Origin of the sequence: Shinella granuli, from assembly GCF_004341885.1 — a bacterium.
Lineage (GTDB): Bacteria > Pseudomonadota > Alphaproteobacteria > Rhizobiales > Rhizobiaceae > Shinella > Shinella granuli.
The window spans coordinates 92,921-118,412 of record NZ_SLVX01000014.1 but is presented as its reverse complement, the minus strand read 5'-3'; the positions used below and the strand labels follow the sequence as shown (position 1 = coordinate 118,412).

At 65.3% G+C, this 25,492-nt stretch carries 21 protein-coding genes; 12 read left to right on the top strand and 9 right to left on the bottom strand.

Translation table 11 applies throughout. The features are described 5' to 3' along the window. The first annotated feature begins 78 nt into the window (after positions 1-78). A complete protein-coding gene (locus EV665_RS20615) occupies positions 79-1,065 on the top strand; it encodes a Gfo/Idh/MocA family protein (RefSeq protein ID WP_133035506.1) in 987 nt (328 codons plus the stop codon). 148 nt (positions 1,066-1,213) lie between these two features. On the opposite strand, the gene EV665_RS20610 is transcribed toward EV665_RS20615, so the two are convergent. Both EV665_RS20610 and EV665_RS20605 read right to left on the bottom strand, forming a co-directional pair. Next, positions 1,214-1,873 carry a peroxiredoxin gene (locus EV665_RS20610; RefSeq protein WP_064332080.1) on the bottom strand — a complete coding sequence of 220 codons (660 nt, stop codon included), beginning with the start codon at positions 1,871-1,873 and terminating at the stop codon, positions 1,214-1,216. A gap of 307 nt (positions 1,874-2,180) precedes the next feature. Beyond that, positions 2,181-2,762 (bottom strand): IMPACT family protein, encoded by a 582-nt coding sequence (locus tag EV665_RS20605; protein ID WP_133035505.1) that lies wholly within the window; start codon positions 2,760-2,762, stop codon positions 2,181-2,183. A 153-nt stretch (positions 2,763-2,915) separates the two neighbouring features. On the opposite strand from EV665_RS20605, the gene EV665_RS20600 reads away from it, so the two are divergent. After that, positions 2,916-3,104 (top strand): hypothetical protein, encoded by a 189-nt coding sequence (locus EV665_RS20600; protein WP_064332082.1) that lies wholly within the window; start codon positions 2,916-2,918, stop codon positions 3,102-3,104. Positions 3,105-3,207: 103 nt separating this feature from the next. On the opposite strand, the gene EV665_RS20595 is transcribed toward EV665_RS20600, so the two are convergent. Next, positions 3,208-4,257 carry a glycoside hydrolase family 5 protein gene (locus EV665_RS20595; protein WP_133035504.1) on the bottom strand — a complete coding sequence of 350 codons (1,050 nt, stop codon included), beginning with the start codon at positions 4,255-4,257 and terminating at the stop codon, positions 3,208-3,210. 260 nt (positions 4,258-4,517) lie between these two features. Between EV665_RS20595 and EV665_RS20590 the strand changes: the two genes are divergently transcribed. Further along, positions 4,518-6,323 (top strand): ABC transporter ATP-binding protein, encoded by a 1,806-nt coding sequence (locus tag EV665_RS20590; RefSeq protein ID WP_133035503.1) that lies wholly within the window; start codon positions 4,518-4,520, stop codon positions 6,321-6,323. 67 nt (positions 6,324-6,390) lie between these two features. On the opposite strand, the gene polA is transcribed toward EV665_RS20590, so the two are convergent. Then, the gene (gene polA, locus EV665_RS20585; protein WP_133035502.1) at positions 6,391-9,378 is read right to left on the bottom strand and encodes a DNA polymerase I; all 2,988 of its coding nucleotides are present in this window, start codon (positions 9,376-9,378) and stop codon (positions 6,391-6,393) included. 428 nt (positions 9,379-9,806) lie between these two features. Here polA and EV665_RS20580 point away from each other — a divergent pair, with 428 nt between their 5' ends. The 5 genes from EV665_RS20580 to EV665_RS20560 all read left to right on the top strand — a co-directional run bounded on the left by EV665_RS20580 (position 9,807) and on the right by EV665_RS20560 (position 15,804). Next, positions 9,807-10,247, top strand: a complete 441-nt coding sequence (locus tag EV665_RS20580; RefSeq protein ID WP_064332086.1) for a MarR family winged helix-turn-helix transcriptional regulator — start codon at positions 9,807-9,809, stop codon at positions 10,245-10,247. A 117-nt stretch (positions 10,248-10,364) separates the two neighbouring features. After that, on the top strand, positions 10,365-11,756 hold the full coding sequence (locus EV665_RS20575; protein WP_064332087.1) for a M20/M25/M40 family metallo-hydrolase: 1,392 nt from the start codon (positions 10,365-10,367) through the stop codon (positions 11,754-11,756). A 195-nt stretch (positions 11,757-11,951) separates the two neighbouring features. Next, positions 11,952-12,899 carry a lysylphosphatidylglycerol synthase domain-containing protein gene (locus EV665_RS20570; protein WP_064332088.1) on the top strand — a complete coding sequence of 316 codons (948 nt, stop codon included), beginning with the start codon at positions 11,952-11,954 and terminating at the stop codon, positions 12,897-12,899. Between the two features lie 100 nt (positions 12,900-12,999). After that, positions 13,000-13,431, top strand: coding sequence for a BA14K family protein (locus EV665_RS20565; RefSeq protein ID WP_064332089.1), 432 nt, complete (start codon positions 13,000-13,002; stop codon positions 13,429-13,431). A 156-nt stretch (positions 13,432-13,587) separates the two neighbouring features. Next, positions 13,588-15,804 carry a transglycosylase domain-containing protein gene (locus tag EV665_RS20560; protein WP_133035501.1) on the top strand — a complete coding sequence of 739 codons (2,217 nt, stop codon included), beginning with the start codon at positions 13,588-13,590 and terminating at the stop codon, positions 15,802-15,804. Between the two features lie 9 nt (positions 15,805-15,813). On the opposite strand, the gene EV665_RS32380 is transcribed toward EV665_RS20560, so the two are convergent. The 3 genes from EV665_RS32380 to EV665_RS20550 all read right to left on the bottom strand — a co-directional run bounded on the left by EV665_RS32380 (position 15,814) and on the right by EV665_RS20550 (position 17,452). Further along, complete coding sequence (locus EV665_RS32380) at positions 15,814-15,990, bottom strand: hypothetical protein (protein WP_162853114.1); 177 nt, start codon at positions 15,988-15,990, stop codon at positions 15,814-15,816. Between the two features lie 370 nt (positions 15,991-16,360). Then, the gene (locus EV665_RS20555; protein ID WP_133035500.1) at positions 16,361-16,729 is read right to left on the bottom strand and encodes a hypothetical protein; all 369 of its coding nucleotides are present in this window, start codon (positions 16,727-16,729) and stop codon (positions 16,361-16,363) included. 24 nt (positions 16,730-16,753) lie between these two features. Then, complete coding sequence (locus EV665_RS20550) at positions 16,754-17,452, bottom strand: hypothetical protein (RefSeq protein ID WP_133035499.1); 699 nt, start codon at positions 17,450-17,452, stop codon at positions 16,754-16,756. Positions 17,453-17,919: 467 nt separating this feature from the next. Here EV665_RS20550 and dnaK point away from each other — a divergent pair, with 467 nt between their 5' ends. Continuing rightward, positions 17,920-19,836 carry a molecular chaperone DnaK gene (gene dnaK, locus EV665_RS20545; protein WP_064332092.1) on the top strand — a complete coding sequence of 639 codons (1,917 nt, stop codon included), beginning with the start codon at positions 17,920-17,922 and terminating at the stop codon, positions 19,834-19,836. Positions 19,837-20,077: 241 nt separating this feature from the next. Further along, positions 20,078-21,208, top strand: coding sequence for a molecular chaperone DnaJ (dnaJ, locus tag EV665_RS20540; RefSeq protein ID WP_133035498.1), 1,131 nt, complete (start codon positions 20,078-20,080; stop codon positions 21,206-21,208). A gap of 182 nt (positions 21,209-21,390) precedes the next feature. Here dnaJ and EV665_RS20535 read toward each other — a convergent pair whose 3' ends face one another. Then, on the bottom strand, positions 21,391-22,065 hold the full coding sequence (locus EV665_RS20535; protein ID WP_133035497.1) for an HAD-IA family hydrolase: 675 nt from the start codon (positions 22,063-22,065) through the stop codon (positions 21,391-21,393). Positions 22,066-22,411: 346 nt separating this feature from the next. Between EV665_RS20535 and recF the strand changes: the two genes are divergently transcribed. After that, complete coding sequence (recF, locus tag EV665_RS20530) at positions 22,412-23,536, top strand: DNA replication/repair protein RecF (protein ID WP_064332095.1); 1,125 nt, start codon at positions 22,412-22,414, stop codon at positions 23,534-23,536. Next, on the top strand, positions 23,533-24,291 hold the full coding sequence (gene moeB, locus EV665_RS20525) for a molybdopterin-synthase adenylyltransferase MoeB (RefSeq protein WP_133035496.1): 759 nt from the start codon (positions 23,533-23,535) through the stop codon (positions 24,289-24,291). The genes recF and moeB overlap by 4 nt, the downstream gene beginning before the upstream one ends. A gap of 174 nt (positions 24,292-24,465) precedes the next feature. Here the strand turns inward: moeB and EV665_RS20520 are convergent, their stop codons facing one another. Next, positions 24,466-25,470: a 2-hydroxyacid dehydrogenase gene (locus EV665_RS20520; protein WP_064332097.1), complete on the bottom strand. Its 1,005-nt coding sequence runs from the start codon at positions 25,468-25,470 to the stop codon at positions 24,466-24,468. Between the last annotated feature and the right edge of the window lie 22 nt (positions 25,471-25,492).

The window sequence follows — 25,492 nt, the reverse complement described above, 5'->3', positions numbered from 1 at the left end:
CGACTTTTTGCCGGCCGCCGCGCTTGCGAGGAACGTACCTCGCGACTAGTCTCCTGTCGCAATCAGGGAGAGATCACCATGCTGCGTTTCGGAATCCTGTCGACGGCCAAGATCGGCCGCGAACTCGTCGTGCCGGCCATCCAGGACGCGGAAAACTGCGTCATCACCGCCATTGCCAGCCGTGACCTCGCCAAGGCCCGCGCCATGGCCGACCGCTTCTCGGTGCCGCATGCCTTCGGCTCCTACGAGGAGATGCTGGCCTCGGACGCGATCGACGCCGTCTATATCCCGCTGCCGACGTCCCAGCATGTGGAATGGTCGATCAAGGCGGCGGATGCGGGAAAGCATGTGCTGTGCGAAAAGCCGATCGCGCTCAAGGCCGGGGAGATCGACGCGCTGATCGCCGCGCGCGACCGCAACAAGGTGCTGATCTCGGAGGCCTTCATGGTCACCTACAGCCCCGTCTGGCGCAAGGTCCGCGCGCTGCTTGCCGAAGGCGCGATCGGCCGGCTGCGCCATGTGCAGGGCGCCTTCACCTATTTCAACCGCGACCCCGGCAACATGCGCAACGTGCCGGCGCTCGGCGGCGGCGGCTTGCCCGACATCGGCGTCTACCCGACCATCACCACGCGCTTTTCCACCGGCAAGGAGCCGGTCCGCGTGCAGGCGAGCACGGAGCGCGACCCGGAATTCGGCACGGACATCTATTCGAGCGTGCGTGCCGATTTCGGCGACTTCGAGCTTTCCTTCTACGTCTCCACCCAGCTCGCCCAGCGCCAGGTCATGGTCTTCCACGGCGACAAGGGCTTCATCGAGGTGAAGTCGCCCTTCAATGCCGATCGCTACGGGGCGGAGGAGATCGAGCTCACCAACCAGAGCCACAGCGAAAGCCAGCTCTTCCGCTTCCAGGATGCCCGCCAGTACAGGCGCGAGGCCGAGGCCTTCACCCGGGCGGCGCTCGGGGGGGGCGAGGAGGTCGTGTCGCTGGAAAACTCGCGCCTCAACCAGAGGCTCATCGACGCCATCTACCGCGCCAGCGAGAAGGATGGCTGGGAGCCGGTCTGAGGCGAAGGCATCCTCCTCCGCCCCCGAGAGTGGTGGCATGCGGCACGGCGCAGCCGCTTTTGCCTTCTCCCGCCGGGGAGAAGGCAAGAGGCAACACCTCATTTCACATGCGCCTCCGTTGCCTGAAGGGCGGAGGCGAAATGCCGGATCAGGCGGCCGGCTGCTTCGTCTTGCGCAGGTAGGGCAGGACGGTGTCGAAGGCGCCGAAGCGGGTGATGGCGTCCTCGTTGGAAACGGCGGCGGTGATGATCACGTCTTCGCCCTGCTGCCAGTTGGCGGGCGTCGCCACCTGGTGCTTGCTGGTGAGCTGGATCGAATCGATCGCGCGCAGGATCTCCGCGAAGTTGCGGCCCGTCGTCATCGGGTAGGTGAGGATCAGCTTGATCTTCTTGTCCGGGCCGATGACGAAGACGGAGCGCACGGTGGCGTTGTCGGCGGGCGTGCGGCCTTCCGACGTGTCGCCGGCGGCGGCCGGCAGCATGTCATAGAGCTTTGCCACCTTCAGGTCCTTGTCGCCGATCAGCGGGTATTCGACGTCGAAGCCCGTGGCGGTGCGGATATCGGCCTTCCACTTGGCGTGGCTGTCGACCGGATCGACCGAGATGCCGATGATCTTCACGCCGCGCTTGCGGAACTCGCCCTCGACGCCGGCCATGGCGCCGAGCTCGGTGGTGCAGACCGGGGTGAAGTTCTTCGGGTGCGAGAAGAGCACCGCCCAGCCGTCGCCGATCCAGTCGTGGAAGCTGACCGGGCCGATGGTGGTCTCGGCGGTGAAGTCCGGAGCGATGTCGTTGATGCGCAGGCTCATGGGATGGTCCTCTCTTTCATGCGGGGATCGCAGGATAGCCCCCGCGAAAAATATGTCCGAGGGGTAGATAGAACGAAAAAAACGCCTTGCCTATAGCGGCCCGCCGTCGCCTGCCGCCCGCGCGGGAGCGCATCTTTGCGCCCTTTGCGCCGGCGGGATGAAGGCTTTCGGCGGCTTGCGGATGACGCGCCAAACCGTTCCGCGAAGCCGGCGGGAAATGGAAGGGGATTTCTTTTGGCCGGAAGGGCAAATTTCCAGGCCCGGCGCCATTCCGGCAAGGGAGCGCCGCGGTTTGCGCCCGAACCTTCTACTTGCCGATCCCGGCGCGCCCGCTCGTCAGGTCCGCGATCATCCGGCCGATCTCCTCCGCCTTTTCCGCCGGCACGCGGAAGGCAAGGCGCGCGCCACGCGCGTGAAAGGTCTCCTCGTCCATCACGAGGCCGGCAAGGGCGGAAAGCCGCGCCTTGACCAGCGCGAGATCGGAAAAGCCGAGCGAGACGGACAGTGCGACGCGCTCGACATATTCGGTCTTGGCAGCGGCGCGCAGGCAGGCGGCCGCCGTGCCGCCATAGGCGCGGATGAGCCCGCCGCTGCCGAGCAGGATGCCGCCGAACCAGCGGGTGACGACGACGAGCGTGCGGTCGAGCGCCTGGCCGTCGATCGCTTGCAGGATCGGCTTTCCGGCCGTGCCGCTCGGCTCGCCGTCGTCGCTGAAGCGGTAGGTCTGGCCGATGCGCCAGGCCCAGCAATTGTGGTTGGCCGCGGGGTCCGAGACCTCGGCCAGCCGGGCTTTCGCCTCGGCCTGGCTCTCGACGGGACAGGCGATCGCGCGGAACCGGCTCTTGCGGATCTCCTCTTCGAACAGCTCTGTCTGGTCCAGCGTGTACAAGGCGTCTTCCCGGTGGTGTCAGGCTGCCTCGTACTCCCTCGGCTTGGTGCGTATCAAGGGCGGAATAGAGCACTAATTTTATAGACTATTGACAGCCGCCACGATTCCGCCATGATGTTGACCGGGACGTTAAACGGAACGGGAGCCTACCGCATGATCTATCTCGGCGGCGTGACGCTTGGTTACTTCAACCTCTACCCCGTCGGCTTCCAGCCGAAGGACGAGCAATCCGCAAGCGACGACACGCCCGGCCGCGCGACGGAAGACAGGCTGCCGCTCGAGGGCAGCCGGCTCTCCTCCTCCCGCCGCCCGGTCCAGTGGCCGCTGCACGTCTTCTTCTAAGGCAGCACAGTCTCCCTTCCCACAGGAAATCATCGATGATTTCCTGTAGTCGGGCAAATGCAGAGGGAAATGACCGCTCCGACATCGCGCCGGAGCCCGCGCCTCAGGGAAGCGCCGCACAGGTGCCGGCCCTGGCCGGCAGCCCGCCGCCGGCGATGAGCGCGGCAAGCTGGGGCCGGGCGCCGTCGGCGGTCGGCTGGATGTTGAGCGGCTCCGTCGCCGGCCACCAGTCGCCGCCCGCCCAATAGGCCCAGCCGGTCCAGACCGCGCTTTCCTTGCCGACCAGCGCGGTCATGCGGGCGAGCCCGTCGAGGCAGGCCTCGTCCGCCGCGCCGCCGAACTCGCCGAGGAAGCCGCGCCTGTTATTGCGCTTCAGCCAGTCGGTGAAGCGCTCCAGCGCGGCCACGGCGTCGTCCGTCCGCGTGCAGGTGTCCGCCTTGCCGGAAAAATCGGCGTCGAGATACTGGTGCACCTCGTAGGCGTGGTTGTCGGCGGGGTCCTCGATACCGAGCATGACGGTGCCGTTTGCGCCGCCCTCCCGCTCCTCTTCCCAGCTGTGCGCCCCTGTCCAGATCGTGCCGGGCACGAGCACGAGGTTCTTCGCGCCCGCCTCGCGGATCGCGGCGATCGCCGCATTGGCGGAGGCGAGCCACTGAGGGGCGGATACGTCGTGCGGCTCGTTCATCAGGCCGAATTGCACGCCGCCGTCGTCCTTGTAGTCCTCGGCAAGCCGGCGCCAGAAATCGGCGAAGGCGCTGTCGGGCACCTCGGCCGAGCCGACCTGCTTGTCGCCGTAATAGGCGTAGTTGTGCGGGTCGAGGATGACGGTCATGCCGGCGCCGCGCAGCGCCTTGACGGTCTCGGTGAGCCGCTTGCGCTCCGCCTTGTCGAAGCCGCGGTTCAGCCGCGGCTGCAGCCGTTCCCATTTGAAGGGAAGGCGCACGGCATTGAAGCCCTTGCCGGCGAAATAGGCGATCGTTTCGGCGGACGGATAGGTATAGTCCTTGCCGAAGGTGCCGCGCCCCTCGCCGAATTCGGCGCCGGCGAGGTTCACGCCGCTGAGGCATGCCGCGCTTGCCTGAACGGGAAGAATCAAAGCCGCAATGGCCGCCACCAGTCGAAAGCGCGCCGCCGCGCCGCATAGGGATTGCACGCCTGCCTCCGTTCCGGCCGGGCGCCGGTTGGTTCCGTGGGGTATCGCACCCCGTCCATGGGAGCCGATCAAGACGCACACGATCTTAAGGCGGTGTTAAGGCGGCCCGCCTTTTCGCGAAATGGATTAAGAGAATGCGACCGTCCCGCTGCCCGTCATCTGCCGAATGCGGGCGCCCGGTGATTCCACTTGGCCGCAAAATGCTCTAGAGGCGAGGATGCCGTCGATCGACCGGCCGGCTCCGACAACAGGTTCCTTCCATGCCCGCTCCCGAGACGTCCGCTCCCCTTTCCTCCGGCAAGCGCCATCCGCTGCGTGTTCTCCTGTCGCTCGTCAGCGACGAGAAGGGTCGCGTGATGCGGGCGGTCGCCTCGTCGGTCATCAACAAGATCTTCGACGTCATGCCGGAGATCCTGATCGGCATCGCGCTCGACGTGGTGGTGCGCGGCAAGGATTCCTTCGTGGCGCAGGTCGGCATCACCGATCCCGTGCAGCAGCTCACCCTGCTCGGCATCGCCACCTTCCTCATCTGGTTCGGCGAATCGCTGTTCGAATATTTCTACCAGATCCTCTGGCGGGGCCTGGCGCAGGACGTGCAGCACCGGCTGCGCATCCTCTGTTATGACCACGCCCAGCACCTGCCGTCGAGCTTCTACGAGGAGAACCGCTCCGGCGATCTCGTCGCCGTGCTGAACGACGACATCAACCAGCTCGAACGCTTCCTCGATCGCGGCGCGAACGAGCTGATCCAGACCTTTTCCGCCGTCATCCTCGTCGGCGCGGTGTTCTTCATCGTCAGCCCGCTGATCGCCGTCATCGCCTTCACGCCGGTGCCGGCGATCATCGCCGGCGCCTTCTGGTTCCAGCGCCGGGCGCAGGCGCGCTACGATGCGGTGCGGGCGCGGGCCGGCGGGCTCGGCGCGCGGCTCACCACCAACCTGCAGGGCCTGCAGACCATCCGCGCCTTCGGCGCCGAAGCGCGCGAGACGGCGGCGCTGACGGCGGAAAGCCGCGGCTATGTCGAGGCGAACCGGGCGGCGATCCGCGTCTCCTCCGCTTTCATCCCGATCATCCGCATGGCGATCCTGTCCGGCTTCCTCGCCACCTTCCTGATCGGCGGTTGGCTGACGCTGACCGGGCAGATGCAGGTCGGCGCCTATGGCCTGCTCGTCTTCCTCACCCAGCGCCTGCTCTGGCCGATGACCGGCCTTGCCGAGATCGCCGACCTCTACGAGCGCGCCATGGCCTCGACGCGCCGCATCCTGCGCCTGCTCGACGAGCCGCGCGGCGAACCGCACGGCACGCACGAAGCGAAAGTCTCCGGCCGCTTCGAGATCGACGGCGTTACCTTCCGCTATGCGACGAGCCCCGGCGGCGTCACCGACATCAACCTCGCCATCAAGGCGGGCGAGACGGTCGCCCTCGTCGGCCCCACGGGCAGCGGCAAGTCGACGCTGATCAAGCTGCTCGGCCTCTTCATCCGCTCGCAGAAGGGCCGCATCCTCCTCGACGGCGTGCCGCTCGCCGACTGGTCCGGCGAATGTCTGCGCAAGAGCATGGCCTGGGTGCCGCAGGAGGTGACGCTGTTTTCCGGCTCGATCGCCGACAACATCGCCTATGGCCGGCCGGGCGCGAGCCGCCGGGAGGTCGAGGCCGCCGCGCGCATGGCGGAGGCCGACGGCTTCATCCGAGACCTGCCGGACGGGTACGAAAGCCAGATCGGCGAATACGGCCAGAAGCTCTCGGGCGGCCAGCGCCAGCGCATCGCGCTCGCCCGCGCGCTGCTGATCGATCCGGCGATCCTCATCCTCGACGAGGCGACGAGCGCCGTCGACAACGAGACGGAGGCGGCGATCCAGCGCTCGCTCGCCAAGATGAAGGGCAAGCGCACGGTCATCCTCGTCGCGCACCGGCTGAGCACGGTGGTGCACGCCGACGCCATCCATGTGATGGAGGCGGGCCGGGTGATCCAGTCGGGCTCGCACGACGCGCTTGTGGAGCGGCCGGGGCTTTATCGCAATCTCTGGAACATCCAGACGGGACATGCGGAGATCGCGGAGGCGTAGCGGCCCTGCTGAGGGGGGCGTGTTGCGGCACCCCCTCTTGCGGTAGCTATGCAGGATGAGGGGACGCTCAGTGCGCCTCGTCCCAATTGTGCGCGGCGCGCGCATCCACCTTCAACGGCACCTTCATCGAAAGCGCCGGCAGGGAGGCGTTTTCCATCACGCCGATGATGACGGGGACCGCCTTTTCCACCTCGCCGTCCTCGACCTCGAAGATCAGTTCGTCATGCACCTGCAGCAGCATGCGGGCAGAAAGGCCGGCGGCGGCGAGCGCCGGCTCCATCTTGACCATGGCGCGGCGGATGATGTCGGCGGCCGAGCCCTGGATCGGGGCGTTGATCGCGGCGCGTTCGTTGAAGGCGCGCACCGAGGGATTGGACGACTTGATCTCCGGGTAGTGTGCGCGGCGGCCGAAGATGGTTTCGACATAGCCATTCTCGCGGGCGAAGGCCTTGGTCTGGTCCATGTAGTCCTTGATGCCCGGGAAGCGCTCGAAATATTTCTTGATGTAGTCGCCGGCCTCGGAGCGCTCGATGGAGAGCTGGTTGGCAAGGCCGAAGGCCGAGATGCCGTAGATGATGCCGAAATTGATCGCCTTGGCGCGGCGGCGGACCTCCGGGGGCATGCCGTCCACCGGGACGCCGAACATTTCGGACGCCGTCATCGCGTGGATGTCGATGCCGTCGGCAAAGGCCTGTTTCAGTTGCGGGATATCGGCGACATGGGCGAGCACGCGCAGTTCGATCTGGCTGTAGTCGGCCGAGACCAGCTTGTGGCCGGGCGTCGAGATGAAGGCCGTGCGAATCTTGCGGCCTTCCGCCGTGCGCACCGGGATGTTCTGCAGGTTCGGATCGGAGGAGGAGAGGCGGCCGGTCGTCGTGGCGGCGAGCGCGTAGGACGTGTGCACGCGTTTCGTGTCGGGATGCACGAAGCCCGGCAGGGCGTCCGTATAGGTGGATTTCAGCTTGGTGAGCTGGCGCCAGTCGACGATCTTGCGCGGCAGCGGAATGCCCTGGGCGGCAAGATCCTCCAGCACCTGTGCGGAGGTCGACCACTGGCCGGTCTTCGTCTTGGAGGCGCCGGGCAGGCCCATCTTGCCGAACAGGATGTCGCCGAGCTGTTTCGGCGAGCCGATGTTGAAGCGTTCGCCGGCAAGGTCGTAGATCTCCTCCTCAAGGCCGGCGGCGCCCTGTGCGAGTTCCCCGGAAAGGCGGGACAGCACCTGGCGGTCGATGGTGATGCCGCGCTCCTCCATGCGGGCGAGCACCGGCACCAGCGGGCGCTCCAGCCGCTCGTAGACGGTGGTCATGCGCTCGCTTGCAAGGCGCGGCTTCAAGACGTGCCAGAGGCGCAGCGTCACGTCGGCGTCTTCCGCCGCATAGGCCGTGGCGCGGGAAATATCCACCATGTCGAAGGTCTGCGCGCCCTTGCCGGAACCGGCGACGTCCTTGTAGGAAATCGGCTTGTGGCCGAGCCAGCGTTCGGAGAGCGTGTCCATGCCGTGCGTGCCCGCGCCCGCGTCGAGCGCATAGGACATCAGCATCGTATCGTCGAAACCCTTCACGGTGATGCCGTGGCGGCGCATGACGAGGTAATCGTATTTGAGGTTCTGCGCGACCTTCAGGACGGAAGGATCCTCCAGCAGGCTTTTCAGCCGTTCCAGCGCCGGCCGGATCGGGATCTGCCCCTCGGCGAGCCCGCCGCCGAGCAAATCGCCGACGCCGGTCTTGTGGTTGAGCGGCACGTAGCAGGCGCGGATGACGGTGCCCGTCGGGTCCTTGGCATTGTCGGCGATCGCAAGGGAGAAGCCGCAAAGCTCCGCCTGCATGGCGTCGAGCGAGGTCGTCTCGGTGTCGAAGCCGACGAGGCCGGTCTCGCGCGCGGCGGAGATCCAGCGGTCCAGCGTTTCGATGTCCCGCACGGTTTCGTAGCTGGCATGGTCGATGGGGGCGGCCGAAAAGCGTTCGGCGCGGGCCCTGGCGAGCGCCGAGGGCGTGTCGCCATCCGCGCCGGCGGTGGGCAGCAGCGTGGCAGCGGCCTCGGCCGCCGTTTCCTTGCCGTCGAGCACGAGGGCGGGGCCGGCGACGTCGCCCTTGTCGAGGTCCGGGCCATGCGCCTCGGCGCCCCATTCGACCGGCACGTCCGCCGGCGCGATGGCGCCCGCGTCGCACTCGCAGGCTTCGGCGACGCGGCGCGTCAGCGTGGTGAATTCCATCGCCTTCAGGAAGGCGATCAGCCGCGGCCCGTCCTGCGGATGCAGGATCAGGTCGTCGAGCGGCGTGTCGAGCGGCGTGTCCGTCTTCAGCGTGACGAGCTGGCGGGAGAGCAGTACGAGCGCGCGGTTGGCGATGATGTTCTCGCGGCGCTTGACCTGCTTGATCTCCTCGGCGCGGGCAAGCAGCGTGTCGAGGTCGCCATATTCTTCGAGGAGCTGCGCCGCGGTCTTCGGGCCGATGCCGGGAACGCCCGGGATATTGTCGGTCGAATCGCCGGTCAGCGACTGGAGGTCGATCATCTTTGCCGGCGGCACGCCCCATTTCTCGACGACTTCGGGAATGGAGATCTGCTTGTCCTTCATGCCGTCATACATCGAGACGTTCTGGGTCACGAGCTGCATGAGGTCCTTGTCGGAGGAGACGATGGTGACATCCGCGCCGTCCGCCTCCGCAAGGCGGGCATAGGTGGCGATCAGGTCGTCGGCCTCAAAGCCTTCCTTCTCGATGCAGGGCAGGTTGAAGGCGCGCGTCGCGTGGCGGATCAGGCCGAACTGCGGGATCAGGTCCTCGGGCGGTGCCGTGCGGTTCGCCTTGTACTGGTCGTAGAGGTCGTTGCGGAAAGTCTTCGAGGAATAGTCGAAGATGACCGCGAAATGGGTCGGCGTCACGCCCACATCGGTGTTGCGCGCATCCTTCAGGAGCTTCCACAGCATGTTGCAGAAACCCGAGACGGCATTGACCGGCAGCCCGTCCGACTTGCGGTTGAGCGGCGGGATGGCGTGGAAGGCGCGGAAGATGAAGCCCGAGCCGTCGACGAGGAAGAGATGATCACCTTTTTTCATGGGGTGAATGGATAGCGCGGGCGGCTTTCCGCGTCCATCTTTCATTGCGGGCAAACAGGCCTTTCCAGGGGCCGGAAAGCCTCACACGAACGTTACCGATTTGTAATTTTCCCGGGCGCCTGAAACCCTTGAAAAGCCACATTCGAACCCACAGATATTGATCATCGGCACCTGATCAAAGCCGTTGTCTGGCACCCGGCCTGTCCCCCGCCGCGCCAGACAAAGGACAAAGGCCTCATCCCCCTCTCCGGGCCTTTGTCCATCATTCGAAGAAGCCGCCGCGACAAGCCTCCTGTCGTCGGCGGCTTCTCGTTTCTGGGGCCGCGCTGATGAATGGGGGAGCGCAGGAAGACATGGCCTCTCCCGGTCGCCAAAGCATCGCCTGCGATCCATTGTCTTCCGCCGAAAACCGGCTTAGCTTTCGCTCCATGGAATTTGACCGGAAGGAGTCGGCAGCGTACCTCGCCAATCTCCTGGCGAAGGCGGCGTCCCGCGCCCTTCAGGCACGGGCGGACGGGGCCGGTTTCGCGCCCGGCCAGTTCCCGGTCCTCCTGGAACTGTGGAGCGGCGACGGCCTCACCCAGCGCGAGCTTCTCGACCGGCTCGACATCGAGCAGGCAACCATGGCCAACACGCTTGCCCGCATGCAGCGCGACGGGCTCATCTCCCGCCGGCGCCACCCGAAGGACAAGCGGGCCCAGCTCGTCTTCCTGACGAGCCGCGGCAAGGCGCTGCGCGAGACCGCGATGGCGGCCGCCTCGGCCACCGAGGACACGCTCTTCCGGGGCTTCCGGCGCTTCGAGCGGGAGCTGCTTCTGGAATATATGCGCATGGTGCTTGCCAATCTCGGCCGCGATCCACGCCTCTGATCGTCATACGATTTGCCCTGACCGAGCCGATCGGTCTAATGTCGCGCCGAAATTCATTTGATTTGCTGCATGTTGCACCGCAAGAGCGCGCCCGCACCATGTCCTGGGGGTTCATCCATGACCAACATCCTGCCCGTCCTCGATCGCGCCAGCGCCGGCATTCCGGCCAGCCTCGAACGCCTGTTCGAGCTCGTGCGCATCAAGTCCATCTCCACCGATCCGGCCTTCAAGGCCGAGTGCCGCCGGGCGGCCGAGTGGCTGGTCACGGAACTGCGCTCGCTCGGCTTCGACGCGACGGTGCGCGATACGCCCGGCCATCCGATGGTGGTCGCCCATCACGACGGCGCCAGGCCCGATGCGCCGCATGTGCTCTTCTACGGCCATTACGACGTCCAGCCGGTCGACCCCCTGAATCTCTGGGACCACGATCCCTTCGAGCCGGCGGTGCGCGATGCCGGCGAGGGCCGGCGCATCATCACGGGCCGCGGCACGTCAGACGACAAGGGCCAGCTCCTGACCTTCGTGGAAGCCTGCCGCGCCTACAAGGAAACGGCGGGCAGCCTGCCCTGCCGCGTCACCATCCTCTTCGAGGGCGAGGAGGAATCCGGTTCGCCTTCGCTCAAGCCGTTCCTGGAGGCCAATGCCGCGGAATTGACGGCCGACTTCGCCCTCGTCTGCGATACCAGCATGTGGGATGCCGACACGCCGGCCATCTCCGCAGGCCTGCGCGGCCTCGTCGGCGAGGAGATCGTCATCAAGGCGGCCGACCGGGATCTGCATTCAGGCTATTTCGGCGGGGCTGCGGCAAACCCGATCCATATTCTGTCGGACATCCTCGCCGGCCTGCACGACGAGACCGGCCGCGTGACGCTCGACGGCTTCTATGACGGCGTCGAGGAAACCCCGACCCAGATCAAGGCGGCCTGGGACAAGCTCGGCAGTTCGGCCGAGAGTTTTCTGGGCGAGATCGGCCTGTCGATCCCCTCGGGCGAAAAGGGCCGGTCCGTGCTGGAGCTCACCTGGGCGCGCCCGACCGCCGAGGTCAACGGCATCACCGGCGGCTATACGGGCGAGGGCTTCAAGACGGTGATCGCCGCCGAAGCCTCGGCAAAGGTCTCCTTCCGCCTCGTCGGCAAGCAGGACCCGGCGAAGATCCGCGATGCGTTCCGTACCTATGTGCGTGGAAAAATCCCGGCGGACTGCTCGGTGACGTTCCATGCCCATGGCGGCTCGCCGGCCATCCAGCTTCCCTACGATTCCGCCCTGCTCGGCAAGGCGAAGAACGCGCTGTCCGACGAATGGCCGAAGCCCGCCGTCGTCATCGGCATGGGCGGCTCCATCCCGATCGTTGGCGATTTCCAGAAGATGCTGGGCATGGAATCCTTGCTCGTCGGCTTTGCGCTGTCGGACGACCGCATCCATTCGCCGAACGAGAAATACGAGCTGCGCTCCTTCGAAAAGGGCATCCGCTCGTGGGTTCGCATTCTTTCGGCGCTCGCGGCGCGCTGACGCAGATGTGATGAGATGGGAGGCCAGCATTAACCGGACGGAACGGAAATGCTGGTTTCCTCAAAAACAAGGACCGCGCGCGGACAGGCGACGACGGTCCGGACACGGGGAAAGGGTGAGAATGGCATCAGGAAAGATTGCGAGAACACCTCGCTGCTCGGGCTATGGGGCGCCGGGAGCAGGGGGGAAGGCAGGATGAAGCGGCTGAAAAAGTTCTTCTGGCCGCTCGTCAGCACCGCCGCGATCATCCTGTCGGTCTATATCCTCTACAAGGACCTTCGCGGCCTGTCGCTCGACGAGTTCATGGCGAGCCTGCATGCCATTCCGGTCTCCGGCTGGCTGCTGGCATGCGGCGCCACGCTCGTCGCCTATGCGGCGCTCGCCGCCTACGACCACCTGGCGCTCGAACATCTCGGCCATCGCATCTCGCTGTGGTTCATCACCATCACCTCCTTCACCACCTATGCGCTGTCGCACAATATCGGCGCCTCGGTGTTCTCCGGCGCGCTGGTGCGCTACCGCGCCTATACGTCGAAGGGACTGACCGGATCGGAGGTGGGCGTCCTCGTCGCCTTCTGCTCCTTCACCTTCGCGCTCGGCACGGTCGTGCTGTTCGGCCTGGTGCTGGTGCTGGAGCCGGAGATCGTCGGGCGGTTCGCCGAGTTCCTGCCGATCGAGGCGGCGTTCTCGACCGGTGTCTTCATCCTGGCGCTGGTCGCGCTCTACGTGGTCGGCAGCCTCGTCGGCTTCCGGCCGATCAACACGCGCTGGCTGAGGCTGGAATATCCCAAACCCTCGCTCGTCTTCCGCCAGCTCATCATCGCGCCCATCGAGCTGATCGGCGCGGCGGCGATCATCTATTTCGTGCTGCCGGTGGAGGGCAATCCGGGCTTCTTCGTCGTGCTCGGCATCTTCCTCGCCTCCTTCTCGGTGGCGCTGCTCTCCCACGCGCCGGGCGGCATCGGCGTCCTGGAACTCGTCTTCATCGCCGGCCTGCCGGACATGGATCCGGCGGCGGTGCTGGCCGCGCTCGCCGTCTTCCGGCTGTTCTACCTGATCATCCCGTTCATCATGGCGCTGGTGGTCATTCTCGTCTTCGAACGGCAGCGTTTCCTCAGCCGGCTGGGCAATGGCGAGGATTGAGACGTGGAGAAGTTCGGTTCATCTTGCATTCAGTCGAATTGTTTCATGCTGTCATCCGTCTTGATCACTGTAAAACAGTGACTATCCAAGGGAGATCGACATGAAGACAACGATCAAGGGCGGTATTGCCGCCGCCATGGCCGTCGCCATGTTCGCCACGACATTCGTATCCGCACCGGCCTTCGCCATGCCGATGCCGAAGGTCGGCGCTTCTCAGGCGAGCGATGTGCAGGAGGTGCAGTGGCGTCGCGAGCGTCGTGGCTGGCACAATGGCCATCGCGGCTATCGCTACGAGCGTCGCGGCTATCGCCGGCACTCGGACGGCTGGTGGTATCCGCTGGCCGCCTTCGGTGCGGGCGCGATCATCGGCGGCGCGATCGCCAATGACGGCTACGCCCAGCCGCGCTACGAAGGCATCAATCCGCGCCACACCGAATGGTGCTATGCGCGCTATCGCTCGTACCGGGCCTATGACAACACGTTCCAGCCCAACTATGGCGCCCGCCGCCAGTGCCTCTCGCCTTACTATTGAGGTGATTTTACGGGCGGCCCGCAAGGCCGCCCGATCTTTCTCTCAAATCCCCCTCAAACTGTCGCCCGCCCGTTCACCGGTTCTTAACGACCCCTTAAATCGCCGCATTTAAGGTCCACCGGACGGTGATCTTTTCGAGGGTGTATCCGACCGCTTATGGCAGCCAATCGCAAATCCCAGCGCATCGAACCGTCCTTCCGGGGATCGGGAGGGCACGACGACGAGGATGATTTCCACGTCGGCGCGGGAGATCGCGTGGCAGGCGGCGGCCGCAAGGGGCGCGGCAAGCCGCAGAGGGCCGAGCGGCCGAGGCGCGGTTCCGGCGGGCGCCGGCAGGCGGGCGGCGGCGGTTTCTTCGGCCTCTTCCGCCGGCTCTTCTACTGGTGCGTCGTGCTCGGCATCTGGGGCGCCATCGGCGTCGGCGGCCTCGTCCTCTACTACGGCGCGCGCATGCCGAGCGCCACGAGCTGGTCGATCCCCGATCGGCCGCCGAACATCAAGATCCTCGCGGTCAGCGGCGAGGCCATCGCCAATCGTGGCGCGACCGGCGGCGAGGCGCTGTCGCTGGAGAACATGTCGCCCTATATCCCCCAGGCCGTCATCGCCATCGAGGACCGGCGCTTCTATTCGCATTTCGGCATCGATCCGCTCGGCCTTGCCCGCGCCATGCTCACCAACATCACCACCGGCCGCATGGTGCAGGGCGGCTCGACGCTGACCCAGCAGCTCGCCAAGAACATGTTCCTCTCGCCGGAACGCACGCTGGAGCGCAAGGTTCAGGAAGTCTTGCTCGCCTTCTGGCTGGAGCACAAATATTCCAAGGACCAGATCCTTGCGATGTATCTGAACCGCGTCTTCTTCGGCTCCAATTCCTACGGCGTCGAGGCCGCCGCGCGGCGCTACTTCAACAAGTCGGCGCGTGACGTGAACCTCGGCGAAGCCGCCCTCCTCGCGGGTCTCCTGAAAGCGCCCTCGCGCCTCTCGCCGGCGCGCGATCCGGAAGCGGCGGAGGCGCGTGCGCAAATCGTGCTCGGCGCGATGCGCGAAGAAGGGTTCGTCACCGACACCGAGATCAAGACCGCGATGTCGCAGACGCCGGCGCGGGCGAAGAGCTACTGGTCCGGCGCCCAGCATTATGCCGCCGACATGGTCATGGCCCAGCTGCCGGGCATGATCGGCGACATCACCGAGGACCTCGTCATCGACACGACGATCGACCTCGACCTCGAGAAGAAGGCCGACGCGGCGATCACCGCGCTCCTAGACAAGGAGGGCGAAAAGTCGAACGCCTCGCAGGCCGCCCTCGTCTCGATCGACGGCACCGGCGCCATCCGGGCCCTCGTCGGCGGGCGGGACTATGCGGAAAGCCAGTTCGACCGCGCCTCCAAGGCCAAGCGCCAGCCGGGCTCGGCCTTCAAGCCCTTCGTCTATGCGGCGGCGCTGGAAGCCGGCCGCTCGCCGCTTTCCGTGCGCAACGACGCGCCGGTCAGGATCGGCAAGTGGACACCGGAGAACTACGACCAGAAGTATCGCGGCGAGGTGACGCTCTCCTCCGCGCTCGCCCAGTCGCTGAACACGATTGCCGCGCAGCTCGTCATGGAGGTCGGCCCGGACGACGTCATAAAACTCGCCCGCCGGCTCGGCATCGAATCGGAGCTTCAGTCGAACGCCTCGATCGCGCTCGGCACGTCGGAGGTGACGCTGGTCGAGCTGACCGCCGCCTACGCCCCCTTCATGAACGGCGGCTACAAGGCGACGCCGCACATCATCCGCCGCATTTCGACGGCCGACGGCCGGGTGCTCTACGAGAACACCTACGACAACCCGCCGCGCGTGCTGGAGCCTGGCATCGTCTCCCAGATGAACGGCATGATGATGCGCGTCATCACCGAGGGCACCGGTAAGAACGCCCGCATTCCCGGCTGGCCGGCGGCCGGCAAGTCGGGCACGACGCAGTCCTTCCGCGACGCGCTCTTCGTCGGCTACACCAGCAACCTGACGACCGGCGTCTGGTTCGGCAACGACGACGGCAAGTCGATGAAGAAGGTGACGGGCGGCGGGCTTCCGGCAAAGGCCTGGAGCCAGTTCATGACCGCCGCCCATGAGGGCCTAGCGCCTTCGCCGCTCTTCGGCACGGCCGGCGGCGAGCCTGTCGTGGACGGGACGGAACCGGCCCCGGAAGGCGACCAGCTCTTCGACATCATCTCCCGCACGCTGGGCAACGAGCCCGCCCGCGACGGGCAGGCGGTGGCGAACGGCGAGACGGGCGCCGTTCCGCTCGACGACGGCCTTACGCCGCCCGCAGACGTCGGCCAGCAGGGACAGACCGGCACGCGCCGGACGACGCTTCTCGATGTGCTGCTGGGGGGCTGACGGCCGCGTTTATCCGAAGGCGATGACGACATTTTCCGGCTCCCTCGGATGATCGATCCAGATCCGAATGCGCGTTTTGACGGTGGGCACCGATACGCTGGCAAACTCCGGCTCGTTGGCATCGAAGAAGACAAGCATCTTGTCGGGCGTGTCGAGAAACCCGTCGAATGTCGGGGGCGTCGACATGGTTATTTCCGAAGCTTCTCCAACGGAAAAGCTGGTGTCGCCATCATTCCAATATGTGCATGGAATACTGATGCAATCGGGAGTAGATGGAATGAATTTTTCCCTGAGATTGTAAGGAATGTTGCGTATATCCCGGTTTGCCAGATAAATTCTGCTGTATTAAGGCAGTGATGCTGAAGCGAAAAGTAGCTATCCTAGGGTTTTCCACCTCCTTTGAGCAGCATCTTCTCGCCAAGCGTACCTTTCTGTCTCCAGGAGATAATAAACATGTTATGGTTCGAAACAGTCATAACGTCGTGCCATTTATAAAAGTATTCTATATATTAAATGTAATTTGCAATAATAATGCCGTAGGACATTACTGTATTTCTTATCCCCAAGCAATAACGACATTTGAAGGCTCAATTGGATGATCGAGCCAAATGCGGATTCGCGTTTTTGTTGATGGAACTGTTGTGCTGACGTACTCAGATACTGTTGCGCCAAAAACAATAAGCCGCCTGTGTGAAGTTTTGAGAAATCCATCAAATGCCGGTTCGGCTGTTTCATTCAGGTCATCGAACGGGCCGAAAGTGACATTCGTGTCTCCATGGTTCCAGTCATAGGCAGGAACGTTTATACACTGAGGCGATGCAAAGATTCCCTGTCGATCCATGTGCATTGGAATATCGACACCGGTGCGGCCGGCGATATAGATGCTAAGATATTCTGGAGCGATTGTAAGCGTTTCAACAGACATGACCTCAATAACTTCCCTTTGATATCAAGCCGCCTTGTGATTTGCTGCACCACCAGCAGTGTGGATAAATCCTGCTAGGTTTGCCAACGATTTTGGCACCTGATGGTCGCCGGCAAAATGGCCCTGTGGCGTTCCCGACGTCTTTGTACCACACCAATGACATCCGTACGCCCGGCCTATGCGATCAATATCCGCCTGCTCCGCTCTGGTAAGCCGCTTATTGGTTGCTGGTGCGGCAATCCACTCCTTTGCAAACGGCCCGATACCGGTCCGAGGTAATTTTAACTGGAGCGCTCGGAGCATCGCCTCCTGTGCCGTTGCGTCGTTGGCCCGTATCAGTCCCTCAACCGTTTCGTATACGTGCGGCGTCGGTTTCCAGTTCGGTTCGCGCCTGTGAACGGCCCGCAGTGCCTCCTGCATTCGGCCGACGCTGACCGCCAAGCGCGCCTCCTGCGAGGGCGTCACGGCCTGCCATCTCCCGAGGATACGGATCTGTCCTCCGCCGCGAGGTCCTCGACGGCTGACGAGGATTGGCCGGACGCCGGAACCTTCGTCGACCCATTGCCCGCCGTCGGGATTGCCTGCGGGGACACGCGGTTGGTCGGCGCGGAAGCCGACCTTTAGTCGAAGAGAGAAGGCCAGCGCGCGGATTTCGACTGTTGTCGCCGCATATCGGTAGCTTGATTGTAAAAAGCTTGGTTCGGTAGGCTCCGTCGAGATCATTGCCACACAATCCGCTCGCAATTCAGTCGGAAAAGTGTGCGCGCGTTGGCGGCGACGGGGATAAATTTACCTCAAGAAAAATTTTACACTGCGTACAAGTAAAGGAAAATATTATATGTTTCCTTCCGTCGCTCTCTATCCGACACCTCCGTCCATGCCGGATGCTCTACATTTCCGGGCCTTAAGATCCCATCTCTCTGGGAGCCGCCAAGACCTCGATCCGTTGCTTGAAACACCGGAGAGGATTGTGGTTGATTGCGGGTTGCGAGGGGGGTACACCAAATCCATCGGACGCGCTGATTTTGCGAGCTTTGCGGCCCGGCAATGTCTTGCAGTCGTCTGGAGGGCTCCTTATATACGCCGCAAGGCAGGGCTGCGGCCCATGCTTTCGTGAAGACCATACCATTAGGGGCTGCCAATCGAATGCCTGAATGGGTTCCGGCAGTTCGCTTCAAGGAGAGAATGACATGGCTAAAGTAATCGGTATCGACCTCGGGACGACCAATTCCTGCGTCGCCGTCATGGATGGCAAGGACGCGAAAGTTATCGAAAATGCCGAAGGCGCGCGCACGACGCCTTCCATGGTCGCCTTCACCGAAGACGGTGAGCGGCTGACCGGCCAGCCGGCCAAGCGCCAGGCGGTCACCAACCCGGAAAACACCCTCTTCGCCGTCAAGCGCCTCATCGGCCGCCGCTACGACGACAAGCTCGTCGAGAAGGACAAGGGCCTCGTTCCCTACAAGATCGTCAAGGGCGACAATGGCGATGCCTGGGTCGATGCCCGCGGCAAGGGTTATTCCCCCTCGCAGATCTCCGCGATGATCCTTCAGAAGATGAAGGAAACCGCCGAATCCTACCTCGGCGAGACCGTCACCCAGGCCGTCATCACGGTTCCGGCCTACTTCAACGACGCGCAGCGCCAGGCGACCAAGGACGCCGGCAAGATCGCGGGTCTTGAAGTGCTGCGCATCATCAACGAGCCGACGGCCGCCGCGCTCGCCTACGGCCTCGACAAGAAGGACGGCAAGACCATCGCCGTCTACGACCTTGGCGGCGGCACGTTCGACATCTCGGTGCTGGAGATCGGCGACGGCGTCTTCGAAGTGAAGTCGACCAACGGCGACACCTTCCTCGGCGGTGAAGACTTCGACATGCGTCTGGTCAACTACCTCGCCGACGAGTTCAAGAAGGACCAGGGCGTCGACCTGAAGAACGACAAGCTCGCCCTTCAGCGCCTCAAGGAAGCCGCCGAGAAGGCCAAGATCGAGCTCTCGTCCTCGCAGCAGACCGAGATCAACCTGCCGTTCATCACGGCGGATGCGACCGGTCCGAAGCACCTGACGATGAAGCTGACCCGCGCCAAGTTCGAAGCGCTCGTCGACGATCTCATCCAGCGCACCGTCGCGCCCTGCAAGGCAGCCCTCAAGGATGCCGGCGTTTCGGCAGCCGAGATCGACGAAGTCGTTCTCGTCGGCGGCATGAGCCGCATGCCGAAGGTGCAGGAGACCGTCAAGCAGCTCTTCGGCAAGGAGCCGCACAAGGGCGTCAACCCGGATGAAGTGGTCGCCATGGGCGCCGCCATCCAGGCCGGCGTTCTGCAGGGCGACGTCAAGGACGTCCTGCTCCTCGACGTGACCCCGCTGTCTCTCGGCATCGAAACGCTGGGCGGCGTCTTCACCCGTCTGATCGAGCGCAACACGACGATCCCGACGAAGAAGAGCCAGACCTTCTCGACCGCCGAGGACAACCAGTCGGCCGTGACCATCCGCGTCTCGCAGGGCGAGCGCGAAATGGCGGCGGACAACAAGCTGCTCGGCCAGTTCGACCTCGTCGGCATTCCGCCGGCCCCGCGCGGCATGCCGCAGATCGAAGTCACCTTCGACATCGACGCCAACGGCATCGTGCAGGTCTCGGCCAAGGACAAGGGCACCGGCAAGGAGCACCAGATCCGCATCCAGGCCTCCGGCGGTCTTTCCGACGCGGACATCGAGAAGATGGTCAAGGATGCCGAGGCCAATGCCGAGGCCGACAAGAAGCGCCGCGAGGGCGTCGAGGCGAAGAACCAGGCCGAAAGCCTGATCCACTCCTCGGAAAAGTCGCTGAAGGAATATGGCGACAAGGTTTCCGAGGCCGACCGCAAGGCCATCGAGGACGCCATCGCCGCGCTGAAGACCGCCGTCGAGGCCTCCGAGCCCGATGCGGACGACATCAAGGCGAAGACCAACACGCTCATGGAAGTCTCCATGAAGCTCGGTCAGGCGATCTACGAGGCCCAGCAGGCCGAGGAGAACGCTTCTTCTGCCTCGGGCGAGGCCGGCGACAATGTCGTCGACGCCGACTACGAGGAAGTCAAGGACGAGGACGACCGCAAGAAGTCGGCCTGAGCCTCCTGAACTGCCGGCCGCGCTCTCTCGCGGCCGGTGCAACGGATAGCGAGAAGGCGGAAGTCAGCGCGAAGGGAAAAAGACAAGATGATCACTCCCGTTTACCGCGGCGACGATGTCTTGGCTTTTCCTTCGCTCCGGCTTCCGCCTTTTGCATGCGCGCTTTTCAGGCATGCAGGCTAAGGCAAGCTTCCAGGTCCATAACAAGAAGACCGTTCCCGAGAAACGGACGTGAACCCGAATGGCAAAAGCTGATTTTTACGAGACGCTGGGTGTTTCCAAGAGCGCCGACGAGAAGGAGCTGAAGAGCGCCTTCCGCAAGATGGCGATGAAGTACCACCCGGACAAGAATCCGGGCGATGCCTCCGCCGAGCAGAAGTTCAAGGATGTCAACGAGGCGTATGACACGCTCAAGGACCCGCAGAAGCGCGCGGCCTACGACCGTTACGGCCATGCGGCCTTCGAGCAGGGCGGCATGGGCGGCGGCTTCGGCGGCGGTGGTTTCCAGGGCGGCGGCTTCTCCGACATCTTCGAGGACATTTTCGGCGAGATGATGGGCGGCGGGCGCCAGCGGCGCTCGTCCGGCGGCCGCGAGCGCGGCGGCGACCTGCGCTACAACATGGAGATCTCGCTGGAAGAGGCCTATGCCGGCAAGACCGCGCAGATCCGCGTGCCGACGTCGATCACCTGCGACGTCTGCACCGGTTCGGGCGCCAAGCCCGGCACCAGCCCGAAGACCTGCGCCACCTGCCAGGGCTCCGGCCGCGTGCGCGCCGCACAGGGCTTCTTCTCGATCGAGCGCACCTGCCCGACCTGCCATGGCCGCGGCCAGACGATCAGCGATCCCTGCACCAAGTGCCACGGCCATGGCCGCGTCACGGAAGAGCGCTCGCTGTCGGTCAACATCCCCTCGGGCATCGAGGACGGCACGCGCATCCGGCTCTCGGGCGAGGGCGAGGCGGGCGTGCGCGGAGGCCCTGCGGGCGATCTCTACATCTTCCTGTCGGTGAAGCCGCACGAGTTCTACCAGCGCGACGGGGCGGATCTCTACTGCACCGTGCCGATCTCGATGACGACGGCAGCGCTCGGCGGAACCTTCGACGTGGCGACGCTCGACGGCACCAAGTCGCGCGTCTCGGTACCGGAGGGCACCCAGGCCGGCCGCCAGTTCCGCCTCAAGGGCAAGGGCATGCCGGTACTGCGCTCCACGCAGGTCGGCGATCTCTATATCCAGATCCAGATCGAGACGCCGCAGAAGCTGACGAAGCGCCAGCGCGAGCTGCTCAAGGAATTCGAGGAGATCTCCTCGAAGGACAACAACCCGGAATCGTCAGGCTTCTTCGCGCGGATGAAGGAGTTCTTCGAGGGCTGACCGCTCTCGTGAACAAACGTCACCCCAAGCACTCCGTCATCCTCGGGCTTGTCCCGAGGATCCATTTTTCAATGGGTTGTGGACGACCATGACAGAGGAGCGTTTGGCGGATTTTGTCAGCAGCCGGAAGCCGGGATGGAGACATCCCGGCTTTCCTGTTTCGTGAAACGGGAGCCCACGCGTCAGCCCGCCGCCCGCAGCAGCGTCAACCGGCCGTCCGCATCGGCTTGCGTGGTGACGCCCTCGTAGCTCTGCAGCGTCGGATGGCCGGTCTCGATGGGGTGATGGTGCGTCGCCGTCATCACCACGACATGGGCGCCGGCGCCCTCGCCGGCAAGAATGCCCGCCGGCACGTCCTCGAAGACGAGGCAATCGGCCGGGTCGAAGCCGAGCCGCTCGGCACCCAGCCGGTAGCCGTCCGGTGCTGGCTTGCCGCGCGTCACGTCGTCGGCCGTCACGATGACCGCGGGCAGCGGAATGCCGGCGGCGGCGAGGCGGCGATGGGCGAGCGCCACCGGCGCCGAGGTGACGATGCCCCAGCGGCCGGCCGGCAGGGCGGACAGGAAGGCGATCGCGCCCGGGATCGGCAGCACGCCCTCGACATCCTCCATTTCCTCGCGCTCGACCTCCTTGGCCTCGGCGACGGGATCGACGCCCGGCAGGCCGAGCCGCGTGATCGTGTCGATGCCGCGCACGCCATGCATGGTCGGCAGGAAGGTCGCCACGTCCAGCCCGTGCTTCAGCGCCCAGCGCGTCCAGACGCGCTCGGTGGCCGGAATGGAGTTGATGATCGTGCCGTCCATGTCGAAGAGGAAGGCGGAGAACGAACGGTCGAAGACGGGAAGGAAAGAGGACAAGGCAAGGACCTGCGGGCTGGGAGGGGGGAGGATGCAAGGCACGGCGGGATGTCCTGGCTTACCTGCTCGCGGCCGGGCAGGCAACCGGCTCAATGCCGCCGGATTTTCAGTCCCGACACAACGCAGGGCAATCGGTTGCGAAGACCCCTCTGCCTACCGGCATCTCCCCACAAGGAGGAGGGGTTTGCACCAAACGCGATTGCCCTGCGGTGTGACGACAGGGCTGCCGGCTGCGGGCCGGGACGACTTGCATGGCGCCCGGCGCCTGCCCATCTTTCTGTTGTTGCCCGATTTATGCGCCGCGGGGTGATTCCCCTTGGCGGCAAAATGCTCTAGCTCTCACCCCATGCCGCACAAGGTTTCCCTCTCCCGCCTCAAGCTCACGGATTTCCGCAACTATGCGGGCCTGTCGCTGCCGCTCGACGGCCGGCATGTCGTGTTGACGGGGCAGAACGGTGCGGGCAAGACCAACCTGATGGAGGCCGTCTCCCTGCTTTCGCCGGGCCGGGGCCTGCGCCGCGCGCCCTATGGCGATGTCGTGCGCGCCGGCGCGAGCGGCGGCTTTTCCATCTTCGCCACGCTCGACGGCATGATGGGCGAGGTCGACATCGGCACGGGCACGGAGGGCGGCGACGAGGGCCAGGCGCGGAAACTCCGGCTGAACGGCACGCCCGCCCGCACCGTCGACGAACTGCTCGACCATCTGCGCGTCGTCTGGCTGACGCCGTCCATGGACGGCCTCTTCACCGGCCCCTCCGCCGATCGCCGCCGTTTCCTCGACCGGCTGGTGCTGTCGCTCGATCCCGAGCACGGCCGCCGGGCGGCGGATTTCGAGAAGGCGATGCGCGGCCGCAACCGGCTGCTGTCCGAGCCGCGGCCCGATCCCGCCTGGCTGACGGCGCTGGAGCGGCAGATGGCGGAACTCGGCATCGCCATGGCGCATGCCCGCCACGAGCTCGTCGGCCTCCTCTCCGGCCTCGTGGAGGCGGCGCGCGACGACGGCCCGTTCCCTTCGGCCACCATGCGCCTTTCCGGCTTCCTCGACGGGGAATGGCAGCGCCCGGCCTACGAGATCGAGGATATCTATCTCGGCATGCTGCAGGACGGCCGCTACCGGGACGCCGCCGCCGGCCGCACGCTGGACGGCCCGCACCGCGCCGACCTCTTGATCCGCCACCGCGAGAAGGACATGGAGGCCGAGCGCTGCTCGACGGGCGAGCAGAAGGCGCTGCTCGTCGGCCTCATCCTCGCCCATGCCGGCCTCGTCGGGGGCATGACCGGCCATGCGCCGGTGCTGCTGCTCGACGAGATCGCCGCCCATCTCGACGCAGGCCGCCGGGCCGCGCTGTTCGACCGGGTCGATGCGCTCGGCGGCCAGGCCTTCATGACCGGCACCGACCGGTCGATGTTCGATGCGCTCGGCGATCGCGCGCAGTTCCTCACCGTCTCGCATGGAGGCATCGTGCCATGACCGATCCGCTCAGCCCCGAAGAGATCGACCGCTACCGCCGGCATATCGTGCTCGCCGAGATCGGCGGCGCGGGCCAGCAGAAGCTGAAGCAGGCGCATGTGCTGGTCGTCGGCGCCGGCGGCCTCGGCGCGCCGGTCATCCAGTATCTCGCCGCCGCCGGCATCGGCCATATCGGCGTCCTCGACGATGACACGGTTTCCCTCTCCAATCTCCAGCGCCAGGTGATCCACGATACGGCCGGCCTCGGCACGCCGAAGATCGCGAGCGCCGAGGCCGCCGTCGCCCGCCTCAACCCGCATGTCGCCTTCACCGGCATCGCCGAACGGCTGACGGCCGGCACCGCCGCGCGCCTCCTTGCCGGCTACGATCTCCTCGTCGACGGTTCGGACAATTTCGATACGCGCTATGCCTCCGCCGATGCGGCGGAGGCCGCGCGCATTCCGCTCGTCACCGGCGCCGTCGGCCGCTTCGACGGTTCGCTGACCGTGCTGAAACCCTATGAGGCCGGGCCGGACGGCACGCTTCATCCCGGCTACCGCGACCTCTTCCCCACGGCACCGCCCCCCGGCGTCGTGCCGGCTTGCGCCGAAGCCGGCATCGTCGGCGCGCTGACGGGCGTCGTCGGCACGCTGATGGCGATGGAGGTGATCAAGCTCGTCACGGGCGCCGGCGACCCGCTGGTCGGGCGGCTGCTGCTTTACGACGGGTTGGCGGCGCGGTTCGAGACGCTGAAGTACAAGCGGCGGAAGGCGTAAACCCTCCGTGTAGGAGAAATAGCCCTCCACTTGCCCCTTCTCCCCGCGGGGGAGAAGGGGGCAGCAGCGACGAAGCGGTCTTGCGTCCGGAATGCGAAACGCGGAAATGCTCTATCTGTTTGTTTTTACGCAATTCCGGACGCAAAACCGCTACGCACTTTTGCTGGAATTGCTCTAGACCCGGCTCGGCAGCACGCGGTCCGGCGGGCGGTGGCCGTCGAAGAAGGTGCGGATGTTGATGACGACCTTCTCGCCCATGTCGACACGGCTTTCGAGCGTCGCCGAGCTCATATGCGGCAGGAGCACGACCTTGCCCTCGCTAGCCAGCTTCAGGAGCTTGGGATTGACCGAAGGCTCGTTCTCGAAGACGTCGAGGCCGGCGCCGGCGATCTTGCCTTCGCGCAGGCACTTGATCAGCGCCGTCTCGTCGATGATGCCGCCGCGCGCCGTGTTGACGATATAGCTCGTCGGCTGCATCAGCTCGAGCCGGCGGGCCGACAGTAGGTGATAGGTCGCCGGTGTCGAGGGGCAGTTGACCGAGACGATGTCGACGCGCGCCAGCATCTGGTCGAGGCTGTCCCAATAGGTCGCCTCCAGCGCGTCCTCCGTGTCCGGGCGCACGCGGTGGCGGTTGTGGTAGTGGATGGAGAGGCCGAAGGCCTTGGCGCGGCGAGCGACGGCGGTGCCGATGCGGCCCATGCCGACGATGCCGAGGCGCTTGCCCCAGATGCGCCGGCCGAGCATCCAGGTCGGCGACCAACCGGCCCATTCGCCCTTGCGGTCCGTCAGGATGCGCGCCCCTTCCGCCAGCCGGCGGGGGGCGGCGAGGATCAGCGCCATCGTCATGTCGGCCGTGTCTTCGGTGAGAACGTTCGGCGTGTTGGTGACGGTGATGCCGCGCCGTGCCGCCGCCTCCACGTCGACATTGTCGACGCCGTTGGAGAAGCAGGCGATCAACTTGAGTTGCGGGCCGGCCTGCTCGATGAGCGCGGCGTCGATCCGGTCCGTCAGCGTCGGCACGAGCACGTCGGCCGATTTGACGGCGGCGACGAGTTCGGGCTGGCTGCGCGGCGTGTCGTCGATGTTGAGTTCCGCGTCGAACAGCTCGCGCATCCGGGTCTCCACGACCTCGGGCAGGCGGCGGGTGATGTAGACCTTCGGTTTTTTCTTCTGGGTCATGGGCTGTTCCGGCGTCCTGTTG

What these genes read in the sequence shown, in the direction of transcription:
- recF (WP_064332095.1), top strand. Translation starts at nt 22,412, where the DNA reads ATGCCGCACAAGGTTTCCCTCTCCCGCCTCAAGCTCACGGATTTCCGC.
- moeB (WP_133035496.1), top strand. Translation starts at nt 23,533, where the DNA reads ATGACCGATCCGCTCAGCCCCGAAGAGATCGACCGCTACCGCCGGCAT.
- EV665_RS20555 (WP_133035500.1), bottom strand. Translation starts at nt 16,729, where the DNA reads ATGTCTGTTGAAACGCTTACAATCGCTCCAGAATATCTTAGCATCTAT.
- EV665_RS20590 (WP_133035503.1), top strand. Translation starts at nt 4,518, where the DNA reads ATGCCCGCTCCCGAGACGTCCGCTCCCCTTTCCTCCGGCAAGCGCCAT.
- EV665_RS20520 (WP_064332097.1), bottom strand. Translation starts at nt 25,470, where the DNA reads ATGACCCAGAAGAAAAAACCGAAGGTCTACATCACCCGCCGCCTGCCC.
- EV665_RS32380 (WP_162853114.1), bottom strand. Translation starts at nt 15,990, where the DNA reads ATGTCGACGCCCCCGACATTCGACGGGTTTCTCGACACGCCCGACAAG.
- EV665_RS20575 (WP_064332087.1), top strand. Translation starts at nt 10,365, where the DNA reads ATGACCAACATCCTGCCCGTCCTCGATCGCGCCAGCGCCGGCATTCCG.
- EV665_RS20610 (WP_064332080.1), bottom strand. Translation starts at nt 1,873, where the DNA reads ATGAGCCTGCGCATCAACGACATCGCTCCGGACTTCACCGCCGAGACC.
- EV665_RS20570 (WP_064332088.1), top strand. Translation starts at nt 11,952, where the DNA reads ATGAAGCGGCTGAAAAAGTTCTTCTGGCCGCTCGTCAGCACCGCCGCG.
- EV665_RS20565 (WP_064332089.1), top strand. Translation starts at nt 13,000, where the DNA reads ATGAAGACAACGATCAAGGGCGGTATTGCCGCCGCCATGGCCGTCGCC.
- polA (WP_133035502.1), bottom strand. Translation starts at nt 9,378, where the DNA reads ATGAAAAAAGGTGATCATCTCTTCCTCGTCGACGGCTCGGGCTTCATC.
- dnaJ (WP_133035498.1), top strand. Translation starts at nt 20,078, where the DNA reads ATGGCAAAAGCTGATTTTTACGAGACGCTGGGTGTTTCCAAGAGCGCC.
- EV665_RS20560 (WP_133035501.1), top strand. Translation starts at nt 13,588, where the DNA reads ATGGCAGCCAATCGCAAATCCCAGCGCATCGAACCGTCCTTCCGGGGA.
- EV665_RS20600 (WP_064332082.1), top strand. Translation starts at nt 2,916, where the DNA reads ATGATCTATCTCGGCGGCGTGACGCTTGGTTACTTCAACCTCTACCCC.
- dnaK (WP_064332092.1), top strand. Translation starts at nt 17,920, where the DNA reads ATGGCTAAAGTAATCGGTATCGACCTCGGGACGACCAATTCCTGCGTC.
- EV665_RS20550 (WP_133035499.1), bottom strand. Translation starts at nt 17,452, where the DNA reads ATGATCTCGACGGAGCCTACCGAACCAAGCTTTTTACAATCAAGCTAC.
- EV665_RS20615 (WP_133035506.1), top strand. Translation starts at nt 79, where the DNA reads ATGCTGCGTTTCGGAATCCTGTCGACGGCCAAGATCGGCCGCGAACTC.
- EV665_RS20580 (WP_064332086.1), top strand. Translation starts at nt 9,807, where the DNA reads ATGGAATTTGACCGGAAGGAGTCGGCAGCGTACCTCGCCAATCTCCTG.